At 72.9% G+C, this 23452-nt stretch carries 16 protein-coding genes; 15 read left to right on the top strand and 1 reads right to left on the bottom strand.

The window, feature by feature from the left end; genetic code table 11:
- Positions 1-103: 103 nt before the first annotated feature.
- The 13 genes from ACTMTU_RS09575 to ACTMTU_RS09635 all read left to right on the top strand — a co-directional run bounded on the left by ACTMTU_RS09575 (position 104) and on the right by ACTMTU_RS09635 (position 18209).
- A complete protein-coding gene (locus ACTMTU_RS09575) occupies positions 104-1306 on the top strand; it encodes an ROK family transcriptional regulator (RefSeq protein ID WP_441263034.1) in 1203 nt (400 codons plus the stop codon).
- A 103-nt stretch (positions 1307-1409) separates the two neighbouring features.
- Positions 1410-2747, top strand: coding sequence for an ABC transporter substrate-binding protein (locus ACTMTU_RS09580; protein ID WP_441263035.1), 1338 nt, complete (start codon positions 1410-1412; stop codon positions 2745-2747).
- Positions 2747-3712, top strand: coding sequence for a carbohydrate ABC transporter permease (locus ACTMTU_RS09585; protein ID WP_441263036.1), 966 nt, complete (start codon positions 2747-2749; stop codon positions 3710-3712). The genes ACTMTU_RS09580 and ACTMTU_RS09585 overlap by 1 nt, the downstream gene beginning before the upstream one ends.
- A 12-nt stretch (positions 3713-3724) precedes the next feature.
- Complete coding sequence (locus ACTMTU_RS09590) at positions 3725-4630, top strand: carbohydrate ABC transporter permease (protein ID WP_441263174.1); 906 nt, start codon at positions 3725-3727, stop codon at positions 4628-4630.
- 29 nt (positions 4631-4659) lie between these two features.
- A complete protein-coding gene (locus ACTMTU_RS09595) occupies positions 4660-5925 on the top strand; it encodes a 6-phospho-beta-glucosidase (RefSeq protein WP_441263037.1) in 1266 nt (421 codons plus the stop codon).
- On the top strand, positions 5916-6923 hold the full coding sequence (locus tag ACTMTU_RS09600; RefSeq protein ID WP_441263038.1) for an N-acetylglucosamine kinase: 1008 nt from the start codon (positions 5916-5918) through the stop codon (positions 6921-6923). The genes ACTMTU_RS09595 and ACTMTU_RS09600 overlap by 10 nt, the downstream gene beginning before the upstream one ends.
- 340 nt (positions 6924-7263) lie before the next feature.
- Positions 7264-8664 (top strand): hypothetical protein, encoded by a 1401-nt coding sequence (locus ACTMTU_RS09605; RefSeq protein WP_441263039.1) that lies wholly within the window; start codon positions 7264-7266, stop codon positions 8662-8664.
- Between the two features lie 11 nt (positions 8665-8675).
- A complete protein-coding gene (locus ACTMTU_RS09610) occupies positions 8676-9698 on the top strand; it encodes a glutamate ABC transporter substrate-binding protein (protein ID WP_441263040.1) in 1023 nt (340 codons plus the stop codon).
- An 87-nt stretch (positions 9699-9785) separates the two neighbouring features.
- Positions 9786-11129 (top strand): hypothetical protein, encoded by a 1344-nt coding sequence (locus tag ACTMTU_RS09615; RefSeq protein WP_441263041.1) that lies wholly within the window; start codon positions 9786-9788, stop codon positions 11127-11129.
- Positions 11126-13717: a tetratricopeptide repeat protein gene (locus ACTMTU_RS09620; protein WP_441263042.1), complete on the top strand. Its 2592-nt coding sequence runs from the start codon at positions 11126-11128 to the stop codon at positions 13715-13717. Before ACTMTU_RS09615 ends, ACTMTU_RS09620 begins: the two co-directional genes overlap by 4 nt.
- 3 nt (positions 13718-13720) lie before the next feature.
- A complete protein-coding gene (locus ACTMTU_RS09625) occupies positions 13721-15283 on the top strand; it encodes a PP2C family serine/threonine-protein phosphatase (RefSeq protein WP_441263043.1) in 1563 nt (520 codons plus the stop codon).
- Between the two features lie 176 nt (positions 15284-15459).
- Positions 15460-16818: a vWA domain-containing protein gene (locus ACTMTU_RS09630; protein ID WP_441263044.1), complete on the top strand. Its 1359-nt coding sequence runs from the start codon at positions 15460-15462 to the stop codon at positions 16816-16818.
- Between the two features lie 59 nt (positions 16819-16877).
- Positions 16878-18209, top strand: coding sequence for an FHA domain-containing protein (locus ACTMTU_RS09635; protein WP_441263045.1), 1332 nt, complete (start codon positions 16878-16880; stop codon positions 18207-18209).
- A 135-nt stretch (positions 18210-18344) separates the two neighbouring features.
- On the opposite strand, the gene ACTMTU_RS09640 is transcribed toward ACTMTU_RS09635, so the two are convergent.
- On the bottom strand, positions 18345-19331 hold the full coding sequence (locus ACTMTU_RS09640) for a methyltransferase domain-containing protein (protein WP_441263046.1): 987 nt from the start codon (positions 19329-19331) through the stop codon (positions 18345-18347).
- A 117-nt stretch (positions 19332-19448) separates the two neighbouring features.
- On the opposite strand from ACTMTU_RS09640, the gene ACTMTU_RS09645 reads away from it, so the two are divergent.
- Both ACTMTU_RS09645 and ACTMTU_RS09650 read left to right on the top strand, forming a co-directional pair.
- Positions 19449-19853 carry a globin gene (locus ACTMTU_RS09645; RefSeq protein ID WP_441263047.1) on the top strand — a complete coding sequence of 135 codons (405 nt, stop codon included), beginning with the start codon at positions 19449-19451 and terminating at the stop codon, positions 19851-19853.
- Positions 19854-20083: 230 nt separating this feature from the next.
- On the top strand, positions 20084-23452 hold the full coding sequence (locus ACTMTU_RS09650) for an ABC transporter permease (RefSeq protein ID WP_441263048.1): 3369 nt from the start codon (positions 20084-20086) through the stop codon (positions 23450-23452).

The following is a 23452-nucleotide window of genomic DNA, read 5'->3' on the forward strand; positions in this document are numbered from 1 at the left end:
TTGACGCCGCCCGACGGGCGGCCTACTTTCGTCCCCACGGAATAGGAAACTTTCCTAACAGTCCAGGTCGAGAGGCCCGGGCCGAGAGGCAGGTGCAAGCGTCGTGGCCGGAACCACGCCCGGTACCCCGCGCGTCCTGCGCGCCATGAACGACCGGGCCGCGCTCGATCTGCTGCTCGAGCACGGCACCCTCTCCCGCACCCGGATCGGCAAGCTCACCGGGCTGTCGAAACCCACCGCCTCCCAGCTGCTCGCCAGGCTGGAGGCCGCGGGGCTCGTCGTCGTGACCGGCACCACCGAGGGACGGCCGGGCCCGAGCGCCCAGCTGTACGCGATCAACGGCGGCGTGGCCCACGCCGCCGGACTCGACGTCACCCCCGAGCGGATCCGCGCCGCCGTCGCCGACATCACCGGCGCGACCGTCGGTGAATTCGAGCTCCCCACCCCGGGACGGCGCGCCGACAGGGTCGTACGGCAGGTGACCGACGCGCTCGAAGGGGCCGTCAAGGCTGCCGGGCTGACCCGAACGGACGTCCACCGTCTCGTCATCGGCACCCCGGGCGCCTTCGACCCGTCCACCGGCCGGCTGCGGTACGCGTCCCACCTGCCCGGCTGGCACTCCCCCACCCTGCTGGACGAGCTCGCGGCCGCGCTGCCGATGCCCGTCGAGTACGAGAACGACGTCAACCTCGCCGCCGTGGCCGAGCAGCGCCTCGGCGCCGCCCACGGCCACGACAACTTCGTCCTGCTGTGGAACGAGGAAGGACTCGGCGCGGCCGTCGTCATCGGCGGCCGGCTGCACCGAGGCTTCACCGGCGGCGCCGGCGAGGTCGGCTTCCTGCCCGTGCCCGGCACCCCGCTGGTCCGCCAGGTGACCAAGGCGAACAGCGGTGGCTTCCAGGAACTCGCCGGCGCGCAGGCGCTGCCCCGGCTGGCCAGGGAGCTCGGTCTGGACGACGTCGGCAGCGGCCCGCACGCAGAGGTCGCGACCGCGCTCGTGGCCAGGGCCGCGGAGAACGACAGCGGACCGTACGGGGAGCTGCTCGACGCGTTCGCGACCGGGCTGGCCACCGGTCTGGCCTCCATGGTGGCCGTGCTCGACCCGGAGCTGGTCGTCCTCTCCGGCGAGGTCATCGCCGCCGGCGGCGAGCCGCTGCGGACGCGGGTGCAGGCGGAACTGACCGAGCTGGCCGCGTCCCGTCCGCGTCTCGTGCTCGGCGCCGTACGCCGGCATCCGGTGCTGCGCGGTGCGCTGGAGAGCGCGCTGGCCACCACCCGCGACGAGGTGTTCGACACCTCGCGCTGATCCCTGCCCCGGGCCCTGCGCCTCTCGCCGTCGCGGGGCCCGGCCCTCCCACCGTTCGCTCTGCCCTTTCCTTCCCCCGTCCTTGTCACAGGGAGGCACCGTCATGCCCAGAAACCGCCGGACCAAGGGCGCCGCGCTCGCCGCGACCGCCGCGATATCGCTTCTCGCCACGGCCTGTACGGGATCCGCCGGGAGCGGCGCCACGGACGACCCGAACGCGAAGACGACCCTCACCTTCTGGCACGGCTGGTCCGCGCCCGGCGAGGTCGCGGCGATCGAGGCCAACATCGACTCGTTCGAGAAGAAGCACCCCAACATCAAGGTCAAGGTCGTCAAGGGCATCACGGACGACAAGCTCAACCAGGCCCTGCGGGCGGGCGGTTCGAACGCGCCCGACGTGGTCTCCTCGTTCACCACCGACAACGTCGGCCGGTTCTGCTCCACCGACGCGCTCGCCGACCTGAAGCCGTTCCTCGAGAAGTCGAAGATCGATCCGGCCCGGACCTTCCTGCCCCAGATGGCCAAGTACACCCAGCACGAGGGCAAACGGTGCGCCGTGCCGCTGCTGGGTGACGCGTACGGCCTCTACTACAACAAGAAGGCCTTCGCGGAGGCCGGGATCACCGCGCCGCCCAAGACGCTCTCCGAGTTCGACAAGGTCGCGGAGAAGCTCACCAAGAGCAAGGGCGCCGGCTACGAGCAGCTCGGCTTCATGCCGAACTTCCAGGGCTACGAGACGACGTTCGAGCACTACGCCTCACAGTTCGGCGTCCGGTACTTCGACGCGGAAGGCAGGTCCGACCTGGCCGACGACCCGGCCGCCAAGGCGCTGTTCACCTGGCAGAAGAACCTGGCCGACAAGCTCGGCGGCTACAAGAAGCTGGAGAAGTTCCGCACCGGCCTCGGCGACGAGTGGGGACCCAAGCACCCCTTCCACACAGGGCAGGTCGCCATGCAGCTCGACGGCGAGTGGCGCGGCAAGATGGCCCAGGACGCCGATCTGGACTTCGACATCGGCGCGGCCCCCTTCCCCGTCCCGGACGACCAGGTCGCCGACTACGGCAAGGGCTACCTGTCCGGCACGATCCTCGGCATCGCGAGTGTGAGCAAGAAGCAGAACGCGGCCTGGGAGCTGGTGAAGTACCTCTCCACCGACACCGACGCGGTCGTCTCCTTCGCCAACGCCATCCACAACGTGCCCTCCACCGCCGCGGCGCTGAAGTCCCCGAAACTGAACAACGACCCGCTGTACCGCACGTTCGTCGACATCGCGCAGCACCCGAAGAGCTCCCACGCCCCGTCGTCCGTCAACGGCGGCGCGTTCCTGCTGACGGCCCAGGACCTCGGCGTGCGTTACGAGGCCGGCCGGGAGAAGGATCTCGACGCCGGCCTGAAGAAGACCGACGCCCAGATCGACAAGGACAACGAGCAGGCACGCTGATGGCCGCCACCCTACTCCGTCCGCCGACGAGCCGCGCTCTGCGGGCCAAGCACCGCAGGTCGGCGCTGCGCACCCTGGGCTTCCTCTCCCCCTGGCTGATCGGGTTCGCGGTCTTCTTCGCCTACCCGCTGGTCTCGACCGTCTACTTCTCCTTCATGGAGTACGACGGGTTCGCCCCGCCGGTGTGGGTGGGCCTCAAGAACTGGTCGTACGTCTTCAACGACTACGCCTTCTTCTGGCCGGCCCTGCGCAACACCCTGTGGCTGGTCGCCGTGATGGTGTCGCTGCGGGTGCTGTTCGGGATCGGCATCGGGCTGCTGATCACGAAGATCAAAACGGGTGCCGGGGTCTTCAGGACGCTCTTCTACCTGCCGTACCTGGCTCCGCCGGTCGCCGCGACCATGTCGTTCGTCTTCCTGCTCAACCCCGGTACCGGGCCCGTCAACACCATCCTCGAATCCGTGGGGCTGCCGGCACCCGGCTGGTTCACCGACCCCGCCTGGTCGAAGCCCTCGCTGACGGTCCTGGCCCTGTGGGGCATCGGCGACCTGATGGTGATCTTCATGGCGGCGCTCCTCGACGTCCCCAAGGAGCAGTACGAGGCGGCGGAACTGGACGGCGCCCGAGCCTGGCAGCGGTTCCGCTACGTCACGTTCCCCAACATCTCCCCCATCGTGCTGTTCGCCGTGGTCACCGGAGTGATCGCGACCATGCAGTACTACACGGAGCCGCTGGTGGCGGCGAAGGTGGCGAGCGGGGTGATCGGCGGCTCCGGGCAGCAGTTCGAGCCCGGCTATCCGGACCGGACCACGCTGACCGTGCCGCAGACGATCTACAACCTCGGCTTCCAGCGCTTCGACACCGGCGCGGCCTGCGTGGTCGCCCTGGTGCTGTTCACCCTGGCCATGGCCTTCACGGCGATCCTGATGCGGCGGCGCTCCGGCTTCATGTCGGCGGAGGACTGAACGATGACCACCATGACCCCGTCCCCTGCCCGGACCGCGTACGGGCCGGCCGCCCCCGGCCGGGGAGGCACAGCCGCCCGGCGGTCCGCGCGGCGTCGCGCGACGCTGGAATGGATCGCCGTCCACTCGCTGGCGATCGCCGCCGCGTTGTTCTTCCTGCTCCCGTTCGTCTTCGTGTTCCTGACCGCCGTGATGAGCGACGACCAGGCGCTCACTCGCGACCTGTGGCCGCAGACCTGGGAGTGGGGCAACTTCGTCACCGTCTGGAACACCCCCGGTTTCCTGACCTGGTGGCGCAACACCCTGCTGTACGCGGGCCTCGGCACGGTGCTCGCCGTCGCGTCGAGCATCCCGGTGGCCTACGCGCTCGCCAAGTTCCGCTTCCGCGGCCGCAATCTGGCGATGATGCTGGTGATCGCGATGATGATGCTGCCGCCGCAGGTCGTCGTCGTACCGATGTACCTCTTCTGGGCGAAACAGCTGGACCTCGCGGGCACCCTGTGGCCGCTGATCATCCCGTTCGCCTTCGGCAACGCGTTCACCATCTTCCTGCTGCGGCAGTTCCTGCTGACCATCCCGAAGGAGTACACGGAGGCCGCCAGGATCGACGGCTGCGGCGAGTTCCGCACGATGGTGCGGATCGTGCTGCCGATGGCGAAGCCGGCCGTCGCGGCGGTGGCCCTCTTCCACTTCTTCTACTGCTGGAACGACTACTTCGGACCGCAGATCTACGCGTCGGAGAACCCGGCCGCCTGGACCCTGAGCTACGGCCTGGAGTCCTTCAAGGGCGCCCACCAGACCGACTGGAACCTCACCATGGCCGCCACGGTCATGATCATGGCGCCGGTGATCGTCGTCTTCTTCTTCGCACAAAAGGCCTTCATCGAAGGCGTCACACTGACCGGAGTGAAGGGCTAGGCCCTGTCCGGACCGAGAAGGGCCCGTTCATGAAGCTCGCTGTAGTGGGGGGCGGTTCCACCTACACCCCCGAACTCATCGACGGTTTCGCGCGGATGCGCGACACCCTGCCGATCGAGGAACTCGTACTGATCGACCCCGCGGCCGACCGCCTCGAACTGGTCGGCGGTCTCGCCCGGCGGATCTTCGCCAGGCAGGACCACCCCGGAAAGATCGTCACCACCTCCGACGTCGACGCGGGCGTCGACGGCGCCGACGCCGTGCTGCTCCAGCTTCGGGTGGGCGGGCAGGCCGCCCGCGAGCAGGACGAGACCTGGCCGCTGGAATGCGGCTGCGTCGGCCAGGAGACCACCGGCGCGGGCGGCCTCGCCAAGGCGCTCCGGACCGTCCCCGTCGTCCTCGACATCGCCGAGCGGGTGCGCCGCACCAACCCCGGCGCGTGGATCATCGACTTCACCAACCCGGTCGGCATCGTCACCCGGGCGCTGCTGCAGGCCGGCCACAGGGCCGTCGGGCTGTGCAACGTGGCCATCGGCTTCCAGCGGAAGTTCGCCGGGCTGCTGGGCGTCGCGCCCGCAGACGTCCACCTGGACCACGTCGGGCTCAACCACCTCACCTGGGAGACCGCCGTCCGGCTCGGCGGCCCGGAGGGCGAGAACGTGCTGCCGCGGCTGCTCGCCGAGCACGGTGACGCGGTGGCGGCCGATCTGCGCATGCCGCGCGAACTGATCGACCGCCTCGGCGTCGTGCCCTCGTACTACCTGCGCTACTACTACGGCCACGACGAGGTCGTGCGGGAGCTGCGGACGAAACCGTCGCGGGCCGCGGAGGTCGCGCAGATGGAGAAGCGGCTCCTCGAGATGTACGGCGACCCGCAGCTCGACGAGAAGCCGGAGCTGCTCGCCGAGCGCGGCGGCGCCTTCTACTCGGAGGCTGCCGTCGACCTCGCCGCCTCGCTGCTCAGCGGCGCCGGCTCCCCCTACCAGGTGGTGAACACGTACAACAACGGCACGCTCCCCTTCCTGCCGGACGACGCCGTGATCGAGGTGCAGGCGGCGGTCGGCACCCAGGGGGCGACACCGCTGGCGGTCGCGGAACTCGACCCGCTGTACGCGGGGCTGACCGCCAACGTGACGGCGTACGAGGACCTGGCGCTGGAGGCCGCGCTGCGCGGCGGGCGCGACCGGGTCTTCAAGGCGCTGCTGTCACACCCGCTCGTCGGCCAGTACGAGTACGCGCAGCAGCTCACCGAGCAGCTGATCGCGCACAACCGGGAGCACCTCGCGTGGGCGTGACCGATCTCTCCGGGCGGAGACCTGCTGCCGGACCCGCCGGGACCGTCCTCGCCATCGACGCGGGGAACAGCAAGACCGACGTGGCCTTCGTCGGCGCCGACGGCATGGTGCTCGCCTCCGGCCGCGGTCCCGGCTTCCAGCCGCCGAAGGTCGGCGTCAGGGCCGCGATCGACGCCCTCGCCGCCACGGTCGAGGAGGCCAGGGCCACGGGCGGCGTCACCGGGGACGTCGAGCATGTGTCGGCCTGCCTGGCCAATGCCGACCTCCCCGTCGAGGAAAGGGAGTTGACCGCGGCACTGGACGGGCGCGGCTGGGGGCGCACTACCCGGGTCCGCAACGACACCTTCGCGATCCTGCGGGCGGGGGTGGACGAGCCACGGGGTGTGGCCGTCGTGTGCGGTGCGGGCATCAACTGCGTGGGCATGCTGCCCGACGGCCGCACCGCGCGCTTCCCCGCGCTCGGGAAGATCTCCGGCGACTGGGGCGGCGGCGCGGGTCTCGCGGAGGAAGCGCTGTGGTACGCGGCACGCGCGGAGGACGGCCGCGGTGAGCCCACCGCGCTCGCCGCGACCCTGCCCGCGCACTTCGGGCTGGACACGGTGTACGCCCTGATCGAGGCGCTGCACCTGGGCGAGGTCGCCCCCGCGCGCAAGCACGAACTGGCGCCGGTGCTCTTCGCGACGAGCGCCGCCGGTGACTCGGTGGCCAGGTCGCTGGTGCACCGGCAGGCGGACGAGGTGGTGGCGATGGCGGCGGTGGCACTGGACCGCCTCGGGCTGCTCGACGAGGAGGTGCCGGTGCTCCTCGGCGGCAGCGTGCTCGCCGCCCGTCACCCAGAACTCGACGGGCGCATCCGCGAACTGCTCGCGGCCAGGGCGCCGAAGGCCGTCGTCGAGGTGGTGACGGCAGCGCCGGTACTGGGGGCTGCGCTGCTGGGACTGGACCACATCGGGGCCCCCGCCGGGGCGCGGGCGGCGCTGCGCGCGCACTACGCGTAGCGCGTCGCCCGGCACACGACGACGCCGCTCGCACCCTCGCGGGTGCGGGCGGCGCTCCGTGTGCCGGGGCGGACGCGCTTCGTGGGGAACGGTGCGCGGGCGGTGCCTCATGTGCCCTTCTGGCGGCGGCGGGAGGGAACCGATCAAGGCCGGGGAGCGTATTCATGGTGGGGACTTCATCGGGGGAGGTCACGCTGACGGGGGTCCGGCGTCCACGCCGGTACCAAGATCGGGTCAATTGTGGTGTGAGGCGGTCCCCTGCGGCCATACTGCTGGCCGGGAGTAGTCCCAGGGACCCGCCGGGGAGCGGGCCGACGTCAGCGACCAAGGGGGAGGTCACGTGACACACCCGCCGAATGTGCGCACAGCGCCTCAGTCGGCTCCGGCCCATGCGCCCGTACTCCCGCCCGCGCAGGCGCCCGCCGGGCCGGCGGGGAGCAGTGCCTGGGCGGAGGGCCGCCGGCGGCTGCGCGCCGCGGCGACGACGGAGCCGGGGCGGCTTCAGATCATCGGAGCCGCACTGGCAGCGCTGGTCGTGGCGTTCGGCGCGGTGACGGTGTTCGAGGTCTCCTCGCGCGCCACCGCCGCGGACGACGTGGTGACCCGCAGTCAGCCGCTCACCGCCGACGCCGCCTCGATCTACCGTTCGCTCGCCGACGCGGACACGGCGGCCTCCAGCGGCTTCCTGGCCGGTGCCGAGGAGCCGCGTGAGGTGGCCGAGCGGTACGACAGGGACATCGCGCTCGCCTCCCGCCTGCTCGTCAAGGCCGCGACGAACGCCGGCAGTTCCAGCGAGTCCGGGCAGCAGATAGCCGAGCTGAACGAGGGGCTGCCGCGCTACACGGCCCTGATCGAGACCGCCCGGGCCAACAACCGGCTCGGCCGGCCGCTGGGCGGCGCGTATCTCCGCTTCGCCAACGAGCAGATGTCACGGGACCTGCTGCCCGCCGCCCAGAAGCTGTACGACGCGGAGACGGCGCGGCTCCAGCAGGACGACGACGACGCCCGGTTCTGGCCCGTGCTGTCCACGGCGGCCGGTGTGGTGGCGATCGGAGCCCTGCTGTGGGCGCAGCGGCGCAACTACCGCCGTACGAACCGCGTGTTCAACCACGGCCTGCTCGTCGCCACGGCGGCGTCCACGGTGCTGCTGCTGTGGCTCGCGGTGGGGCACACCGTGACGCGCACCCAGCTGGCCGACGCCGACCGGCACGGCCAGCAGTCCCTCAAGGTGCTGGGCGACGCGCGGATCAACTCCCTGATGGCCCGCGCCAACGAGAACCTGACAGTGGTGGCACGGGGCGCCGTGCTCACCGACGACGGCAAGAGCGACAAGTACGAGACGGACTACACCGCCGGCATGAACCGGCTCGGCGAACAACTGCACCTGGCCCAGCGTCTGGCCGACGACAGCGAGGGCCGCGGCCCGGTCGACGCCGCGGTCACGGCCGTGTCCGAGTGGCAGGAGCGCCACAAGGACGTCACCAGTACCGACCGGGCCGGCGACTACGACGGCGTGGTCCGCAAGGTCATCGGCGCCAAGGGCTCCACGGGCGAGTCCTTCGACAAGGTGGACGCGGCGCTGGAGAAGGCGCTGGCGCACGAGCAGCGCGAGTTCACGGCAGCGGCGAAGGACGCACGCGGCGCGCTGTCGGGCCTGCCCCTCGGGGCGGCCGTGCTCGGCGTCCTCGGCGCGGCCGGCGCCGTGCTCGGCATCAACCGCAGGCTTTCGGAGTACCGGTGAGAGGGGGAGCGATGACGGACTCGGAAGCACGCCCGGGACGCCGGCGCACTCTGCGCGGCTGGGGCGGCGTCGCGGGAATGGCGGCCGCCTGCGCGCTGACCGCCGCCGTCACCCTGCTGCCGCTGTCCCACGGCGGTGAGGCCCTGACGCCCGGCACCGGCCAGGGCGTGGCATCCACCCTGCCCGTGAAGGACGACACCTGCGAGGACCCCGAGGCCTCGCTCACCCCGTCGGGTGCCGGCGGCCCCACGATCGACGCGATCAAGGAGCGGGGCAAGCTGATCGTCGGCGTCGACCAGAACAGCTACCGCTGGGGCTACCGCAACCCGGTCGGCGGCGGACTCGAAGGCTTCGACATCGATCTCGCCCGTGCCATCGCCGACGACATCGTCGGCAGCCCGGACGCCGTCATCTTCCGCGCCATACCCACCAACCAGCGCATCGCCGCCCTGGAAAACGGCACCGTGGACATCGTGGTGCGCACGATGACCATCAGTTGCAGCCGTATCAAGCAGGTCGCGTTCTCCACCGCCTACTTCCAGGCCGGCCAGCAGGTGCTGGCGTCCAAGAGCTCGTCGATCACCGGCTACGACAAGTCACTGACGGGCAAGCGGGTCTGCTCCGCGGAGGGCTCGACCGCGTACGAGGCGATGGAGCGCAACAGCTTCGGCGCGACGTTCAAGGACAAGCACGACGGGCAGCCCGAGGACGAGGACCTCTACACGGTGCCCAACCAGCTGGACTGCCTGGTCAGGCTCCAGCAGGGCCTGGTCGACGCGATCGTCACGGACAACGCCCTGGCGGCCGGCCAGGCGGCCCAGGACCCGGCCGTCGAGCTCAAGGGCGACGCCCCCTTCACCACCGAGTACTACGGAGTGGCCACCAAGCTCGGCAACGACGACCTGGTGCGCCGGGTGAACCAGGTCCTGGTCGAGTACCGCAAGGGCGCCTGGAAGAAGGCGTACGACAAGTGGCTCGCGGCCGACCTGCCGGGCATCACAGGGCCGCCGCAGCCCAAGTACCGGGCCGGGTAGGCCCACCGGAGCGCGGGCGCGGCCGGCGCGACAGCACTGCAGGAACGAACGCACCACAGGCAGCGGGCAAGAACGGAGAGGTGATCGATGGGCGTCGCGGAACCCTTCCCCGGCCCTGCGGGGCGACCGCACGGGCCGGTGATGGACCGGGACGAGGTGGACCGTGCTCTGGCACGGCTCGGCGCCGAGCACGAGGCGGTGGAGACCTCGCTGCTGGCGTTGCAGGACCACGCGGGCCGCAGGCTGCTCGAAGGCGCGGAGCTGACGGGTGTGACCAAGGACCGCTGGGCGACCGCCGAGCAGCAGATCACCTTGCTCTGGGGCTACTTCGACGCCTACACCGCCGCGCTGAACGGCATCCGTGAGCTCCGTGCCCGCAGGCGCTGGTCCAGTCGCGAGGACCTCGCGGAACTGACCGAGCGGCTGCGCGGCCGCAGCGTCACCGTGGCGAGCCAGGCCGCCCACACCACCCCCGGGATCACCGGACCGGCCAGGCTGTCCGAGGAGTTCACCCTCGAGGAGCTCGTCGCCAGGATGAACGACCTCTACGCGGCGTCGCTGGACGTGGTGGTGACCGCCGACGCGGTCTGGTCGGCGCTGCCCGCCCGTATCGACCTGCTCTCCGCGGAACTGCGGCGCACCCGTTCACTCGCTCACTCCGTCGGCGTGCGTCCCGGGGAGCACCCCTCCGGCGACGAACTGGAGGCCATCACCGAGGAGCTGTCCATACTGCGCGCCCAGGTGGTGTCCGACCCGCTCGCCTTCTGGCGGCCCGGGCCGGGCAGCGCGGCACCCGGTGGCGGCAGGCCCGACACCGATCGCTACGACCGGGCGGCCCGCGCCCTCGAGGACGTGCGCCGTGAGATCGAGGCGGTGCTCCAGGTCCGGCAGGACTCGGAGGAGCGGCTGATGCGGCTGCGCGACGTGCTCTCCCGCGCCGACCGGACGCTGACCGAGGCACGGGCGGCGCGCGGCGAGGTGCTGGCGAAGATCGCCGCGTCCGAGGTGCCCGCGGTCAGCGGCCCGCCGACCGCGCTCCAGGAGCGCCTGGCCACGGCCGCAGAGCACCGCAGGCACGCCCGCTGGCACCGTCTCTCGCCGCTGCTCGAGTCGCTGGAGCGCGAGGCCGAGGAGGAACTGATGCGTGCCCGCGAGTCGTTGACCGCCGTCACGGCGCCGCTCGCGGTGCGGGCCGAGCTGCGCGGCCGTCTCGACGCGTACAAGGCGAAGGTCGCACGGCAGGGCTCGGCCGAGGACCCGATGCTCATCGAGCGGTACGACGCGGCGCGCCGGATGCTGTGGAGCGCGCCGTGCGATCTGCGCGCCGCGGAGCAGGCGGTTCTGCGTTACCAGCACGCGGCGGCGGAGGCCCTGGCGCAGCGACAGGACGGACCGGAGTCGGGGCCCACCGACCGCAGGGGGGATTCATGAGCGGGAACGACAACTGCCAGCGCCCCGGTTGCGCGGGCTCGTACGAGGACATGGGCGGCGGCGAGCTGTACTGCGACACCTGCGGGCTGGCCCCGGTCGTGTCGCCCACCGGCATGGTGTCCTCACCGGCCACCGGCATCGCCGGCGGCGGCCGGGACTCCTCTTCGGCGCGCAGCAGTTCCCGTTCCTCCCGTGCGTCCTCACGCTCGTCGTCGTCGCGCCGGTCGGTCTCGGGACGGCTGTCGCTTTCCCTGAGCGGGCAGCCCTCGGCGCGGTCGGTCTCCGTCCGCAGCTCCGGAGCGTCGGCGGCCTCGTCCGCGCGCAACCGGCTGGGTGCGGGGCTGGTGTCCGTGCCGGACGTCCCGCGGCCCGACCCGCGCGGCGCTGTCATGGCGAACCCGGAGGTGCCGGAGCGCAAGCGGTTCTGCTCGCGTTCCGACTGCGGAGCGCCGGTGGGACGAGCCCGTGGCGACCGGCCGGGACGTACCGAGGGCTTCTGCACCAAGTGCGGCCACCCGTACTCGTTCGTGCCGAAGCTGACCGGCGGCGACATCGTGCACGGCCAGTACGAGGTCGTGGGCTGCCTCGCGCACGGCGGCCTCGGCTGGGTGTACCTGGCCGTGGACCGGGCCGTGTCGGACCGGTGGGTGGTGCTCAAGGGCCTGCTCGACACCGGCGACCAGGACGCCATGGCGGCCGCGATCTCGGAGCGGCGCTTCCTCGCCGAGATCGAGCACTCCAACATCGTCCGGATCTACAACTTCGTCGAGCACCTCGACCAGCGCACCGGCTCCCTCGACGGTTACATCGTCATGGAGTACGTGGGCGGCAAGTCCCTCAAGGAGATCGCCAACGAGCGGCGCGGCCCTGACGGCCGGCGCGACCCGCTGCCGGTGGAGCAGGCGTGCGCGTACGGCATCGAGGCGCTGGAGGCGCTCGGGCACCTGCACAGCAGAAACCTCCTGTACTGCGACTTCAAGGTCGACAACGCGATCCAGCAGCAGGACCAGCTCAAGCTGATCGACATGGGCGCGGTCCGCCGGATGGACGACGACGAGTCCGCCATCTACGGCACCGTCGGCTACCAGGCGCCGGAGGTCGCGGAGGTCGGCCCGTCGGTGGCCTCCGACCTGTACACGGTGGCGCGGACGCTGGCCGTGCTGACCTTCGACTTCCAGGGCTACACGAACGTGTTCGTGGACTGCCTGCCGGACCCTGACAACATCGAGGTCTTCCGGACGTACGAGTCCTTCTACCGGCTGCTGGTGCGGGCCACGGACCCGGACCCGGGGCGGCGGTTCGCCTCGGCGCAGGAGATGGCCGAGCAGCTGACGGGGGTGCTCAGGGAGGTCGTCGCGATGCAGACGGGCCGCCCCCGCCCGGCCGTGTCGACGCTGTTCGGCCCGGAACTGCGCGTGACGGACACGGAGTTGTTCGCGGAGCAGACCGAGGACGTGTCCCGGCTGGGCGCGCGCGACGCCAAGCGCGGCAGGCGAGCGGCGGCGGCCGGGGCGCAACTGCCGTCCGCCCCGGGCCATGCCCCCGCGCCTGCCCCGTACGCCGCGGTTCCGGCACCTCGTGCGCCCGGCGGGCCGCTGCCGGGCGCGGCACCCGCGGGCCTGGCGCCGCCCGGCACGGACCTCGCCCCGCAGCTCGCCGTGCTCGACACGAGGGCGGCCTCGCTGGCGCTCCCGGTGCCCCGCGTCGACCCGAACGACCCGAACGCGGGTTTCCTGGCCGGGCTGATGGCCTCCGCTCCCGCCGAATTGATCGCCGCACTGCACACGGCGGCGGCCGCTTCGCCGGAGACGCGACTGCGTGAACTGCGTGCCCGTCTCGAGATGGGCGACCTGACGGCCGCGACGACGGCGCTCACCACCATGGAGCAGCAGCAGCCCGACGACTGGCGGGTGGTCTGGTACCGGGGTGTCACCTCCCTGGTCACCGGCGACCACCAGGCCGCCGCGCTGTCCTTCGACGCGGTCTACGACGCGTTCCCCGGCGAGCCGGCGCCCAAGCTGGCCCTCGGACTGTGCGCGGAGGTGCTCGGCCAGCTGGACAACGCGGCGGAGTACTACCGTCTCGTGTGGACGACCGACCCGAGCCATGTGAGCGCGGCGTTCGGGCTGGCCAGGGTCCAACTCGCGGCGGGCGACCGCATCGGAGCCGTACGGACGCTGGAGTCGGTGCCGGAGGCATCGATCCACTACACGGCCGCACGGGTGGCCGCCGTACGGGCGAGACTCCGTCGGCGCGCCGTGCACGAACCGCTGCTGGAGGACCTGTCGGCGGCTGCCTCGCAGGTCGCCGCCCTCGCGGGCTTCGGTCTGGACGCCGTACGGCGCGAGCGGTTGTCCACAGAGGTACTCGGCACGGCGCTGGACTGGGTACTCTCCGGAAGTCCCGGAAGCGGGCCGTCCGTTCCGCACGCACCGAGCGCACTGCTCGGCAGCACGCTGGACGAACGCGGTCTGCGCTTCGGGCTGGAACGCTCCTACCGGGTGCTCGCCCGGCTCGCCCAGCGCGGCGAGGAGCGGATAGAGCTGGTGGAGCGGGCGAACCGCTACCGCCCCCGGACGTGGGTGTGATTGATGGCGCAGAAGCACCGGTCGGCTGCCGGATCGACCTGCCCCGGCTGCGACGAACCTCTGGAGCCGGGTGACCGGTTCTGCGGAGCGTGCGGCTACGACCTGTCGGCCGTGTCCGCGGTGCCGAAGGACCGCCCCACCGTGGCCATCGGCACGCCCGTCGAATGGCCGGCGGCCACCGGCACCGACACGATGGGCACCCCGACGCCGACGCAGCGCGCCGCGGACGTGCCTGGCACGGACTCCGACGGCGGCGAACTGCCGCCGCAGGGCGCGCCCGGCGATCCTGCCGCCGAAGCGGCAGCCGCACGGGGCACCGGCGTGCAGGGCGCCCCCGTACCGTCGCGGTCCGCGCACGGTAAGGAGGCCGGTGGACCCGGCTCGCCCGCACCCTCGCACGCCCACGCCGAACCCGGTGCGGGCGCCGGGGACCACGGCCATGAGCGTCCCGGCAGCGGGACCGCCCACGGCCACGGTTCCGCCGCGCCCGGCGCGGGCGCCGCGGACCCGGTCGCCGGAGCGGGGCAGCCCGCCTCCGGTGTGCGGTTCGACGACCCGCCGTCCGGCGACTTCGAGCTCGCCGCACCCGACCCCCGGGCGCCGGCCGCGCCGCCGGCAGCCGCCGCACCGTCCGGCGCCAAGCTCTGCGTGGCCTGCCGGGCCGGCCGGGTCGACACCGACGGCTACTGCGAGAACTGCGGCCACGCCCAGCCCCGCGAGCGCGACCACATGGAGCAGGAGCTCGGTCCGGTCGCCGCGGTCAGCGACCGGGGCCTGCGGCACCACCGCAACGAGGACTCGTTCGCCGTCTCCGCCACCGCCCTGCCGGACGGTTCACCGGCCGTCGTCGCGGTCGTCTGCGACGGTGTCTCGTCCGCGACCCGCCCCGACGAGGCGTCGGCCGCCGCCGCGAGCGCCGCCAACGAGCGGCTGCTGGCCGCACTGCCTCTGGGCACGCACCCGCAGCAGGCCATGCACGAGGCGATCGTGGCGGCCTCCGAGGCGGTCAACTCCCTGGCCGGGCAGCCCGAACACGCCCCGGGCGAGGAGCACCGCCACCAGAACGCGCCCGCCTGCACGATCGTCGGAGCCGTGGCAGCCGCCGGCCTGCTGGTCGTCGGCTGGGTCGGTGACAGCCGCGCCTACTGGGTCCCCGACGACCGTTCGGGGCCGCCTGCCCGGCTCACCGAGGACGACTCCTGGGCGGCGCAGATGGTGGCGGCCGGCCTGATGAACGAGGCGGAGGCCTACGCGGACGAGCGCGCCCACGCGATCACGGGCTGGCTCGGCGCCGACGCCTACGAACTCGAGCCGCACACCGCCGCGTTCAAGCCGGACCGTTCCGGCGTGGTCGTGGTCTGCACCGACGGCCTGTGGAACTACGCGGAGGGCGCGGAGGACATGGCCCGAGCCGTCCCCGTGGACGCGGCGGAACGTCCGCTGCACAGCGCCCAGATGCTCGTCGGTCACGCCCTCGACGGCGGCGGCCACGACAACGTAACGGTGGCGGTCCTGCCGTTCGCCGTACCGCGCCAAGGGGCAGGATCGGCTCAGGACATGGCCTGATACGACCCCTTCGCGGCCGTCGCCCCGCCGACGGCCCCCGGCCGGCCTCCGCTGCCCGGCGGCCGCCACCACCCGCAACCGTCCGCTGTCCCTGCCGCCTTCGAACGACCCGCCGCCCGTGCTGCCGCTCCGCCGCAGCAGGCGCAGTCGTGTGGAGCCCACAAGGAGCCGATCAGATGGCTGTTTTCTCCAAGTCCCAGGTGCCGCAGTTCTCGGTGGACGTGTACCAGAACGAATACCTTCCCGAGGGCGGCCGAGAGGTCAACGCGATCGTCACGGTCACCTCGACCGGGGGCGGCACCACCGGGGGCGCCCCGTTGCGCGGAGCGTCCGCCTCCGCTGCCGCCGTGCCGGACCAGGTGCCCGCCGCCGGTGTCGTGCTCATGGTGGACTGCTCCGGCTCGATGGAGTACCCGGCGACGAAGCTGCGCAACGCACGGGAGGCGACGGCCGCAGCCGTCGACACACTCCGTGACGGCGTCGCCTTCGCGGTGGTCGCCGGCACGCACAAGGCGCTCGAGGTCTATCCGGGCGGTGGCCGGCTCGCCGTCGCCGACCCGGCCACCCGCGCGCAGGCCAAGGACGCGCTGCGGACCCTCACGGCCGGCGGCGGCACCGCGATCGGCACGTGGCTGCGGCTGGCCGACCGCCTGCTGTCCTCCTCCGACGTGGCGATACGGCACGGCATCCTGCTCACCGACGGACGCAACGAGCACGAATCGCCGGAGGACCTGCGGGCCGCCCTGGACGCCTGCGCGGGCCGCTTCACCTGCGACGCCCGGGGGGTCGGCACGGACTGGGAGGTCAAGGAGGTCACCGGCATCGCGTCGGCGCTCCTCGGCACGGCCGACATCGTCGCCGACCCCGGCGGCCTCGCCGCGGACTTCACCAGCATGATGGAGAACGCGATGGGCAAGGAGGTCGCGGACGTGGCGCTGCGGCTCTGGACGCCGGTCGGCGTGGAGATCAAGTTCGTGAAGCAGGTCGCGCCGACCGTGGAGGACCTCACCGGGCGGCGCACGGAGGCCGGCCCCCGCGCGGGCGACTACCCGACCGGGTCATGGGGCGACGAGTCCCGCGACTACCACATATGTGTGCAGGTGCCGGAAGCCGCGATCGGCCAGGAGATGCTGGCGACGCGGGTCTCGCTGATCGTCCCGGCCGCCGACGGCGGTTCTCCCGCCGTGCTGTCGCACGGGCTCGTGCGGGCCGTCTGGACGGACGACATGGCAGCGTCCACCTCGATCAATCCGCAGGTGGCGCACTACACGGGCCAGGCGGAACTGGCGCAGGTCATCCAGCAGGGACTCGAGGCCCGCAAGGCGGGTGATTTCGGCGGGGCGACCGCGAAACTGGGGCGCGCCGTGCAGCTCGCTGCGCATTCCGGGAACGAGGACACCGCGAAGCTGCTTTCGAAGGTGGTGGACGTCGTCGACGCGGCGACGGGTACTGTGCGACTGAAGGCGAAGGTCGCGGACGCGGACGAGATGACACTCGAAACGCGCTCCACGAAGACGGTTCGCGTCAAGAAGTAGCACGTACGAACACGAGTGAACGGCCCTCGGGCCGGATGAGGAGAGGGGGACGCGCCGACATGCCGACCTGCCCGAACGGACACCAGTCGGGTTCCGACGACTGGTGCGAGGTCTGCGGCCACCGCATGGCTCCTCCCGGTGCTCCCGCGGGTGCCGTACCGCCGCCTCCACCGCCGCCGCCCGGCTACGGCTATCCCGGCCCGGCCGATCCGAACGCCACGGCCCAGGCGGAGCTCTGCCCGCAGTGCCGCACCCCGCGCGAGGCCATGGCCCCGTTCTGCGAGGAGTGCCGCTACAACTTCCTGACGCACACGGCGACGTCGTACACGCCCGTGGCACCGCCGCCGCAGCAGCAGGGTGGCCTGAACCTCCCGCCCGGTTTCCAGTCGCAGCCGGGTCCCCCCGGGCCGCCCGCGCAGCACGGGCCCCCGCCGCCGCCCCCGCAGCAGCAGCGTGACCCGTTCGAGTACCAGGGCTCGCGCCCCTCGCAGATGAACCGGCCGGCCGAGCCGCTGGGGCAGGAGTCACCCGGCCACCACCAGCAGCAGCCGCCGCAGCACCAGCAACCGCCGCAGCACCAGCAGCAGCCGGGGGCGTTCCAGCAGCAGGGTGGTCCGCCGCCCCCGCCGTCTCCGTTCCAGCAGCAGCCCGGTCCCCCGGCGCCGCCCGCCTTCCAGCAGCAGCAGCCCGGACCGCCCGCTCCACCGGCGTTCCAGCAGCAGCAGCCCGGTCCGCCCGCGCCGCCGCAGCCCCAGCAGACCGGCGGCGACGACTGGATGCTGCCGCCGCCCTCCCGGACCCAGTCGCCCCCGCCCCCGCCGGGGCACCAGGGCCCGCAAGGGCCACAGGGACATCAGGGTCAGCAGCATCAGGGGCCGCCGCCGTTCCCGCACCAGTCCATGCCGCCGCAGCACCAGCAGGGCCCCGGCATGCAGGGCGGCATGCACCCGGGTCAGCAGCAGCCTCCGCAGCATCAGGCCGCCCCGGCGGGCTGGACGGCGGTCGTCGGCCCGGACCGTGAGTACTTCATGGCGATGATGCAGCGCAGCGGCCCGGAGGCCACCGGTCTCAACCTGCCGGCCTACTCCCCCGAGCAGCACCTGCCGCTCACCGGGAGCCAGATCACCATCGGCCGCCGCCGGCAGTCGACGGGCGAGTCGCCGGACATCGACCTGTCGGTGCCTCCGGAGGACCCGGGCGTCTCGCACCAGCACGCGGTGCTGGTGCAGCAGCCGGACGGTTCCTGGGCGGTGGTCGACCAGAACTCGACCAACGGCACCACGCTCAACGGCGCGGAGGACCCGATCCAGCCGTACGTCCCGATCCCGCTGAACGACGGCGACCGGGTGCACGTCGGCGCCTGGACGACGATCACCGTCCGCCGCGGCTGAGCGACCCCGCCGGGGAGCCTCACCGCGCCGGACGGCGATCCTGCCGACAGCCATGAATACGTGGCGCCGGGCGCGAGCGTTCAGCCCGCGGCACGAGAGCGGGCAGCGGGACGGGAGGCGGCGCGGCGGGCGCGTTCAGTCGCCGGACGGCCCGAGGGGCCAGACGTAGGGCCCCTCGGGATCGTCCAGCCAGGCCCACTGCCGGCCGTCGCCGACGGTGACCCCGAAGCGGCTGCGATCCGGGCGGCGCTCCCCGTACCACAGGGCGAGCGCCTCTTCCGGGTCGAGGCTTCCCGCGGTCAGACTCAGCATGAAGCGGAACAGGTCGTTCTCGACCGCGCTCCCGGACAGTCCGCCGGTCTCCGGTTCCTCGGGCACGGCCGTGCCCCGCAGCGGCACGAAGTACGCCGATGTTCGCAGGAAGCGGCCCTCCGCCGTCCGGCCGCCCGCGTCGTGACGGACCCGCAGGGCGATGATCCCGGTGGACAGCGGCGCCACGATCCGTGCGCCGTCGCTGCACTGGGCGGGCCAGGCGTAGGGCACCGCCGCCAGGGTGCAGGTGGCGATGACGCGGTCGAACGGGGCGCGCTCCGGGCAGCCGCGGGCGCCGTCGCCGGTGACGACCGCGGGGCGGTACCCGGCGGCCGACAGGTGTGCGCGTGCGGCCTCGGTGACCTCCGGATCGATGTCCATGGTCGTCACGGCGGCGTCGCCCAGCCGGTGCGCCAGCAGCGCGGCGTTGTAGCCGGTGCCCGCCCCGATCTCGAGGACCCGATTCCCGTCGGTGACCTGGAGCGCGTCCAGCATCAGGGCCATGAGGGAGGGCTGGCTGCTCGACGACAGCAGTTCCCCGTCGCGCAGGCGGGTGGCCAGCGGCTCGTCCGTGTAGGCACCGCGCAGCCAGCGGGCGCGCCGGCCGGGGTCGGGGTCCTCGCGCCACAGGCGTTCCCACGATCCGCCCCGGGGCGTGAAGTAGTACGGCACGAACAGATGCCGCGGCACCTCGTCGAACGCCGCCCGCCAGGCCGGATCGGTCAGCCCTCCGTCGGCCACGATCTCGCGCACCATCGCCCGCCTCGCCTCGGTGGCGGCCTCGGCGAATCGATCCCCGTTCTGACCCATATGTTCACTTTGCTGCGTAGATGCACATGAGGCGAGCCTCCATGCCGGGCGCCGCCTGGAGCCTCAGGGATCCCAAGGGCCTCGGCCCTGGGCGGGTCGGTCTGAGAGCATGGGGGCGTGAATGAGATTCGGCGCGGGACGCTTCAGGAGCAGACCTTCTACGAGCAGGTCGGCGGCGAGGAGACCTTCCGGCGCCTCGTGCACCGCTTCTACGAGGGCGTTGCCGAGGACCCGTTGCTGCGGCCGATGTACCCGGAGGAGGACCTCGGACCGGCGGAGGAGCGGCTGACGCTCTTCCTGATCCAGTACTGGGGCGGGCCCCGCACCTACAGCGACAACCGCGGCCACCCCCGCCTGCGGATGCGCCATGTGCCGTTCACGGTCGACAGGGCGGCCCACGACGCCTGGCTCAAGCACATGCGCACGGCGCTGGACGAGCTGGGCCTTGCCGAGGACCACGAGCGGCAGCTGTGGGACTACCTGACGTACGCCGCCGCCTCGATGGTGAACACCCCGGACTGACCCGCTTCCCCGGCGGTCCCTTCACCGGGCCGGGCCTCGCACTCGGGCCGTCCCGCCGGTCCTCCCACGTCGCGGCACCCCAACGGAATCCGGTACTCCGTCGCCGGATAACGGTCACGATCAGGTGAAGGTCGTGATGCAAGCGGTTTCCACGGACCCGTGTGCTCTGACAGCATCCATGGACGGTGGCGTCGGGGCGCCGCCAGGTAACGCTGTGGGGTGGGGGACGGGTGACGGGGTTCGTACTACTGCGCGTCAGGGCGCACCGGCTGCTGCTTGCCGCGGCACTCCTGGCGGTTCTGCTCACCACCTGTGTGCTCGCCTCGCTCGCCGCCTTCTCAGGTTCCGTCGGGGACGCCGCGCTGCGGCAGACCCTGGGCGGGCGGGACGCGGCCGCCGCGGCGCTGACCGTCACCGCCAAGATCCCGCCGGAGCGCCGCGAGGCGGCGGAGGAGGCCGTCGTCCGAGGGGCAGCGCGGTCCTTCGACGGACTGCCCGTGACGGTGCACAGGCTCGAACGCTCGGGGACGTACGCCCTCCCCCGGTCCCTCCAGGACCCGGAGGCACGCAAGGGGGAGCCCGACCTCACCCACTTCGCCGCTCTCGACGAGAGCCGGGTCGCGATGGTGTCCGGTACCCGCCCGGGCCCCGCCGGCGCCGGGGCCGTGCCGGTCGCCCTGCCGGAAGTCGCCGCGAAGCAGCTGGGCCTGAAGCCCGGCGCACGCCTCACCCTCACCGACCGGCTCTCCGACAAACCGGTCACCGTCCGGCTGACCGGTCTCTACCGGCCGGCGGACGGCAACGATCCGTACTGGCAGCTCGACAGCCTCGGCGGCCGTGGTGTGCGGTCCCTGGTCTTCACCACGTACGGCCCGCTCCTCGCCCACCCCTCGGTCCTCGCCTCCGACCGTGTCGCCGCCGGAGACGCGGCGTGGCTGGCCACCGCCGACTTCCGCACCGTCACCACCGACCGCATCGCCGCGCTGCGCGCCACGGCGACGAGCGGCCCCAAGTCGCTGAGCAAGGACCCGGCGTTCGCGTCCGGCGCGACGGTCGGCACCTCCCTGCCGACCGTGCTGGCCCAGAGCGAGCGGGCCCTGCTGGTCGCCCGCTCCACCCTGATGATCGTCGCCGTGCAGCTGGTACTGCTCGCCGCGTACGCGCTGCTGCTGGTGGCCCGGCTGCTCAGTTCGGAGCGGACCGGCGAGACCGACCTGCTGCGCGCCCGCGGCGCGTCACGCCGGCGCATCATCTCGCTCGCCGCCGTCGAGGCCCTGCTCCTCGCCCTGCCGGCGGCGCTCTGCGCGCCGCTGCTGTCGGGGCCGTTGACCCGTCTGCTGGCCGAGCACTCCACGCTCGCCAGGAGCGGACTGCGGCTCGGCGAGGCGCCGACGGCGCAGGTGTGGCTGGTGGCCGCGGGGGTCGCGGTGTGCTGCGCGGCGGCTGTCGTGGCACCCGCGCTGGCCGCGACGTCCGGCGCGCTGCGGCTGCGGCGCGGCCGCGGCGGCACGCTGCCCGCTCCCGTTCGTGCCGGTGCGGACGTGGGGCTGCTGGCCGTCGCGGCGGTCGCCTACTGGCAGCTGGACCGGCAGACCGGCTCCTTTGGTGGTGGGGCGATCAGCGGTGACCGCGAGGGAGACCTGGGCATCGACCCACTCCTGGTCGCCGCACCCGCCCTGGCCCTGCTGGCCGGCACCGTCCTGACGCTGCGTCTGCTGCCGCCGGCGGCCCGGCTCGCCGAACGCCGCGCCGCCGGCGGCCGCGGCCTGCCCGCCGCCCTCGCGGGCTGGCAGTTCAGCCGCCGGCCGCTGCGCGGCGCCGGACCGGTGCTGCTGCTGGTGCTCGCGGTGGCGATGGGCATGCTGGCGATCGGGCAGAGCGCCTCCTGGGACCGGTCGCAGAGCGACCAGGCCGACTTCAGGGCCGGCGCGTCGGTGCGGGTGACGGACAGCGGGGCGGGCCGGCCGGGCGACATCGGCCTGTACGGGTCCCTCCCGGGCGTGCGCGAAGCCGCTCCCGCCCACCGCGCTCCGCTTGGGCTCTCCGGCAACCGGACCGCGACCGTGCTCGCGATCGACACCGCCCGCGCCGACGAACAGCTCCTGTTGCGGGACGACCTCGCGGACGGGCCGCCCGGCTCGCTGCTCGGAACGGCCACTGCCACGAAGCGGGCCCGCCCCGGCGTGCTGCTGCCCGACGACGCCCGCCGCCTCACCCTCGACCTGCGGATCACCGAGGAGAGGGCCCGCGCAGGTGCGTCCCCCTCCGGGCTCGCGCCGCAGGTCACCGTCATCGTCGAGGACCGCTACGGCCTGTCCTACCGCATGTCCGCCGGCAAGGTGGCGGCCGACGGCCGCGTCCATCCGGTGGCCGTCGACCTCGACGAGTCCTCCTCCGGAGGACGCACCGCCCCCGCGGGTCCGCTGGCCCTGACCGGGCTGCGGCTCGACGGCGCGATCCCGGACGGCCCCGCCACGGCGCACCGCCTGAGCGTCGACCGGCTGAGCACCACGGACGCCGACGGGACCTCGAACACGGTCACGGCAGGTCAGGACTCGCGCTGGGAGGGCAGCTACACCGAGATCCAGGCCGGTGAGCCCGGGAAGCCGCGGCCGCTCCACCCCGCCGCCTCCGGTTCCCGTCCGTTGGACCTCGGCTACGGCATCGGACCGGACCCGGGGGCCGTGGACTCGTGGGGGCAACCCGTCACATCGGAGTTCAGCGTCCTCGTCACCGCCGCGCGGCCGGCCCGGCCCGGGCAGATCGCCGCCGTCGCCACGGACGAGTTCCTGCGCGCGGCCGGAGCGAAGCGCGGCGACGTCATCGATGTGATGCTGTCGGGCGAGTCGCTGCGGGTGAGGATCGCCGGGACGGCGCGGGCCCTGCCGACGACCGGACCCGGCGCCGAGACCGTTGCCGCGGACGGCGAAGGAGCGGCCACCGGCCCGCAGAACGCCGATGGCGGAGCCCTGTTGCTGGACCTGCCCACGGTCAACATCGAGATCGCCTCCCGGGGAGGTTCGTCGCTCACGCCCACCGAATGGTGGCTGAGCACCGAGCCGGGCAGGGCAGGCGAGGTCGCGAAGGCTCTGCGCGACCGCCCCGCCGCCGACCCCGGCCAGGTGCTGGTACGAGACGAGGCCGCGGAGGAGTTGCTCGGTGACCCGCTCGGTGCCGGTCCCCGCTCCGCGTTGATGGCGGTGGCGCTGGCCGCGGCGGCGCTCGCCGCGGTCGGTTTCGCCGTCAGCGCGGCCGGTTCGCTGCGGGAACGATCCGCCGAACTCGCCGTACTGCGCGCCCTCGGCGCGCCACGCCGACAGCTCGCCCGGCTGGTCGCGGCCGAGCAGACGGTGCTGATCGGCATCGCCCTGCTGGTGGGCATCGGCCTGGGTGCCGTACTGACCCGGGCCGTCGTGCCTCTGATCGTCCTGACCGGGCAGGCCACCAAACCCGTTCCGCATGTGCTGATCGAACTGCCCGTGGGCCAGGTGGGTCTGCTCCTCGCGGGTGTCGCCGCGCTGCCGCTTCTGATCGTCGCCGTCATCGCCCTGCGTCGCGCGGACCCCGCGGTGACTCTGCGCCACAGGGGGGACAACTGA

Source organism: Streptomyces sp. OZ13 (genome assembly GCF_052068155.1).
GTDB lineage: Bacteria > Actinomycetota > Actinomycetes > Streptomycetales > Streptomycetaceae > Streptomyces.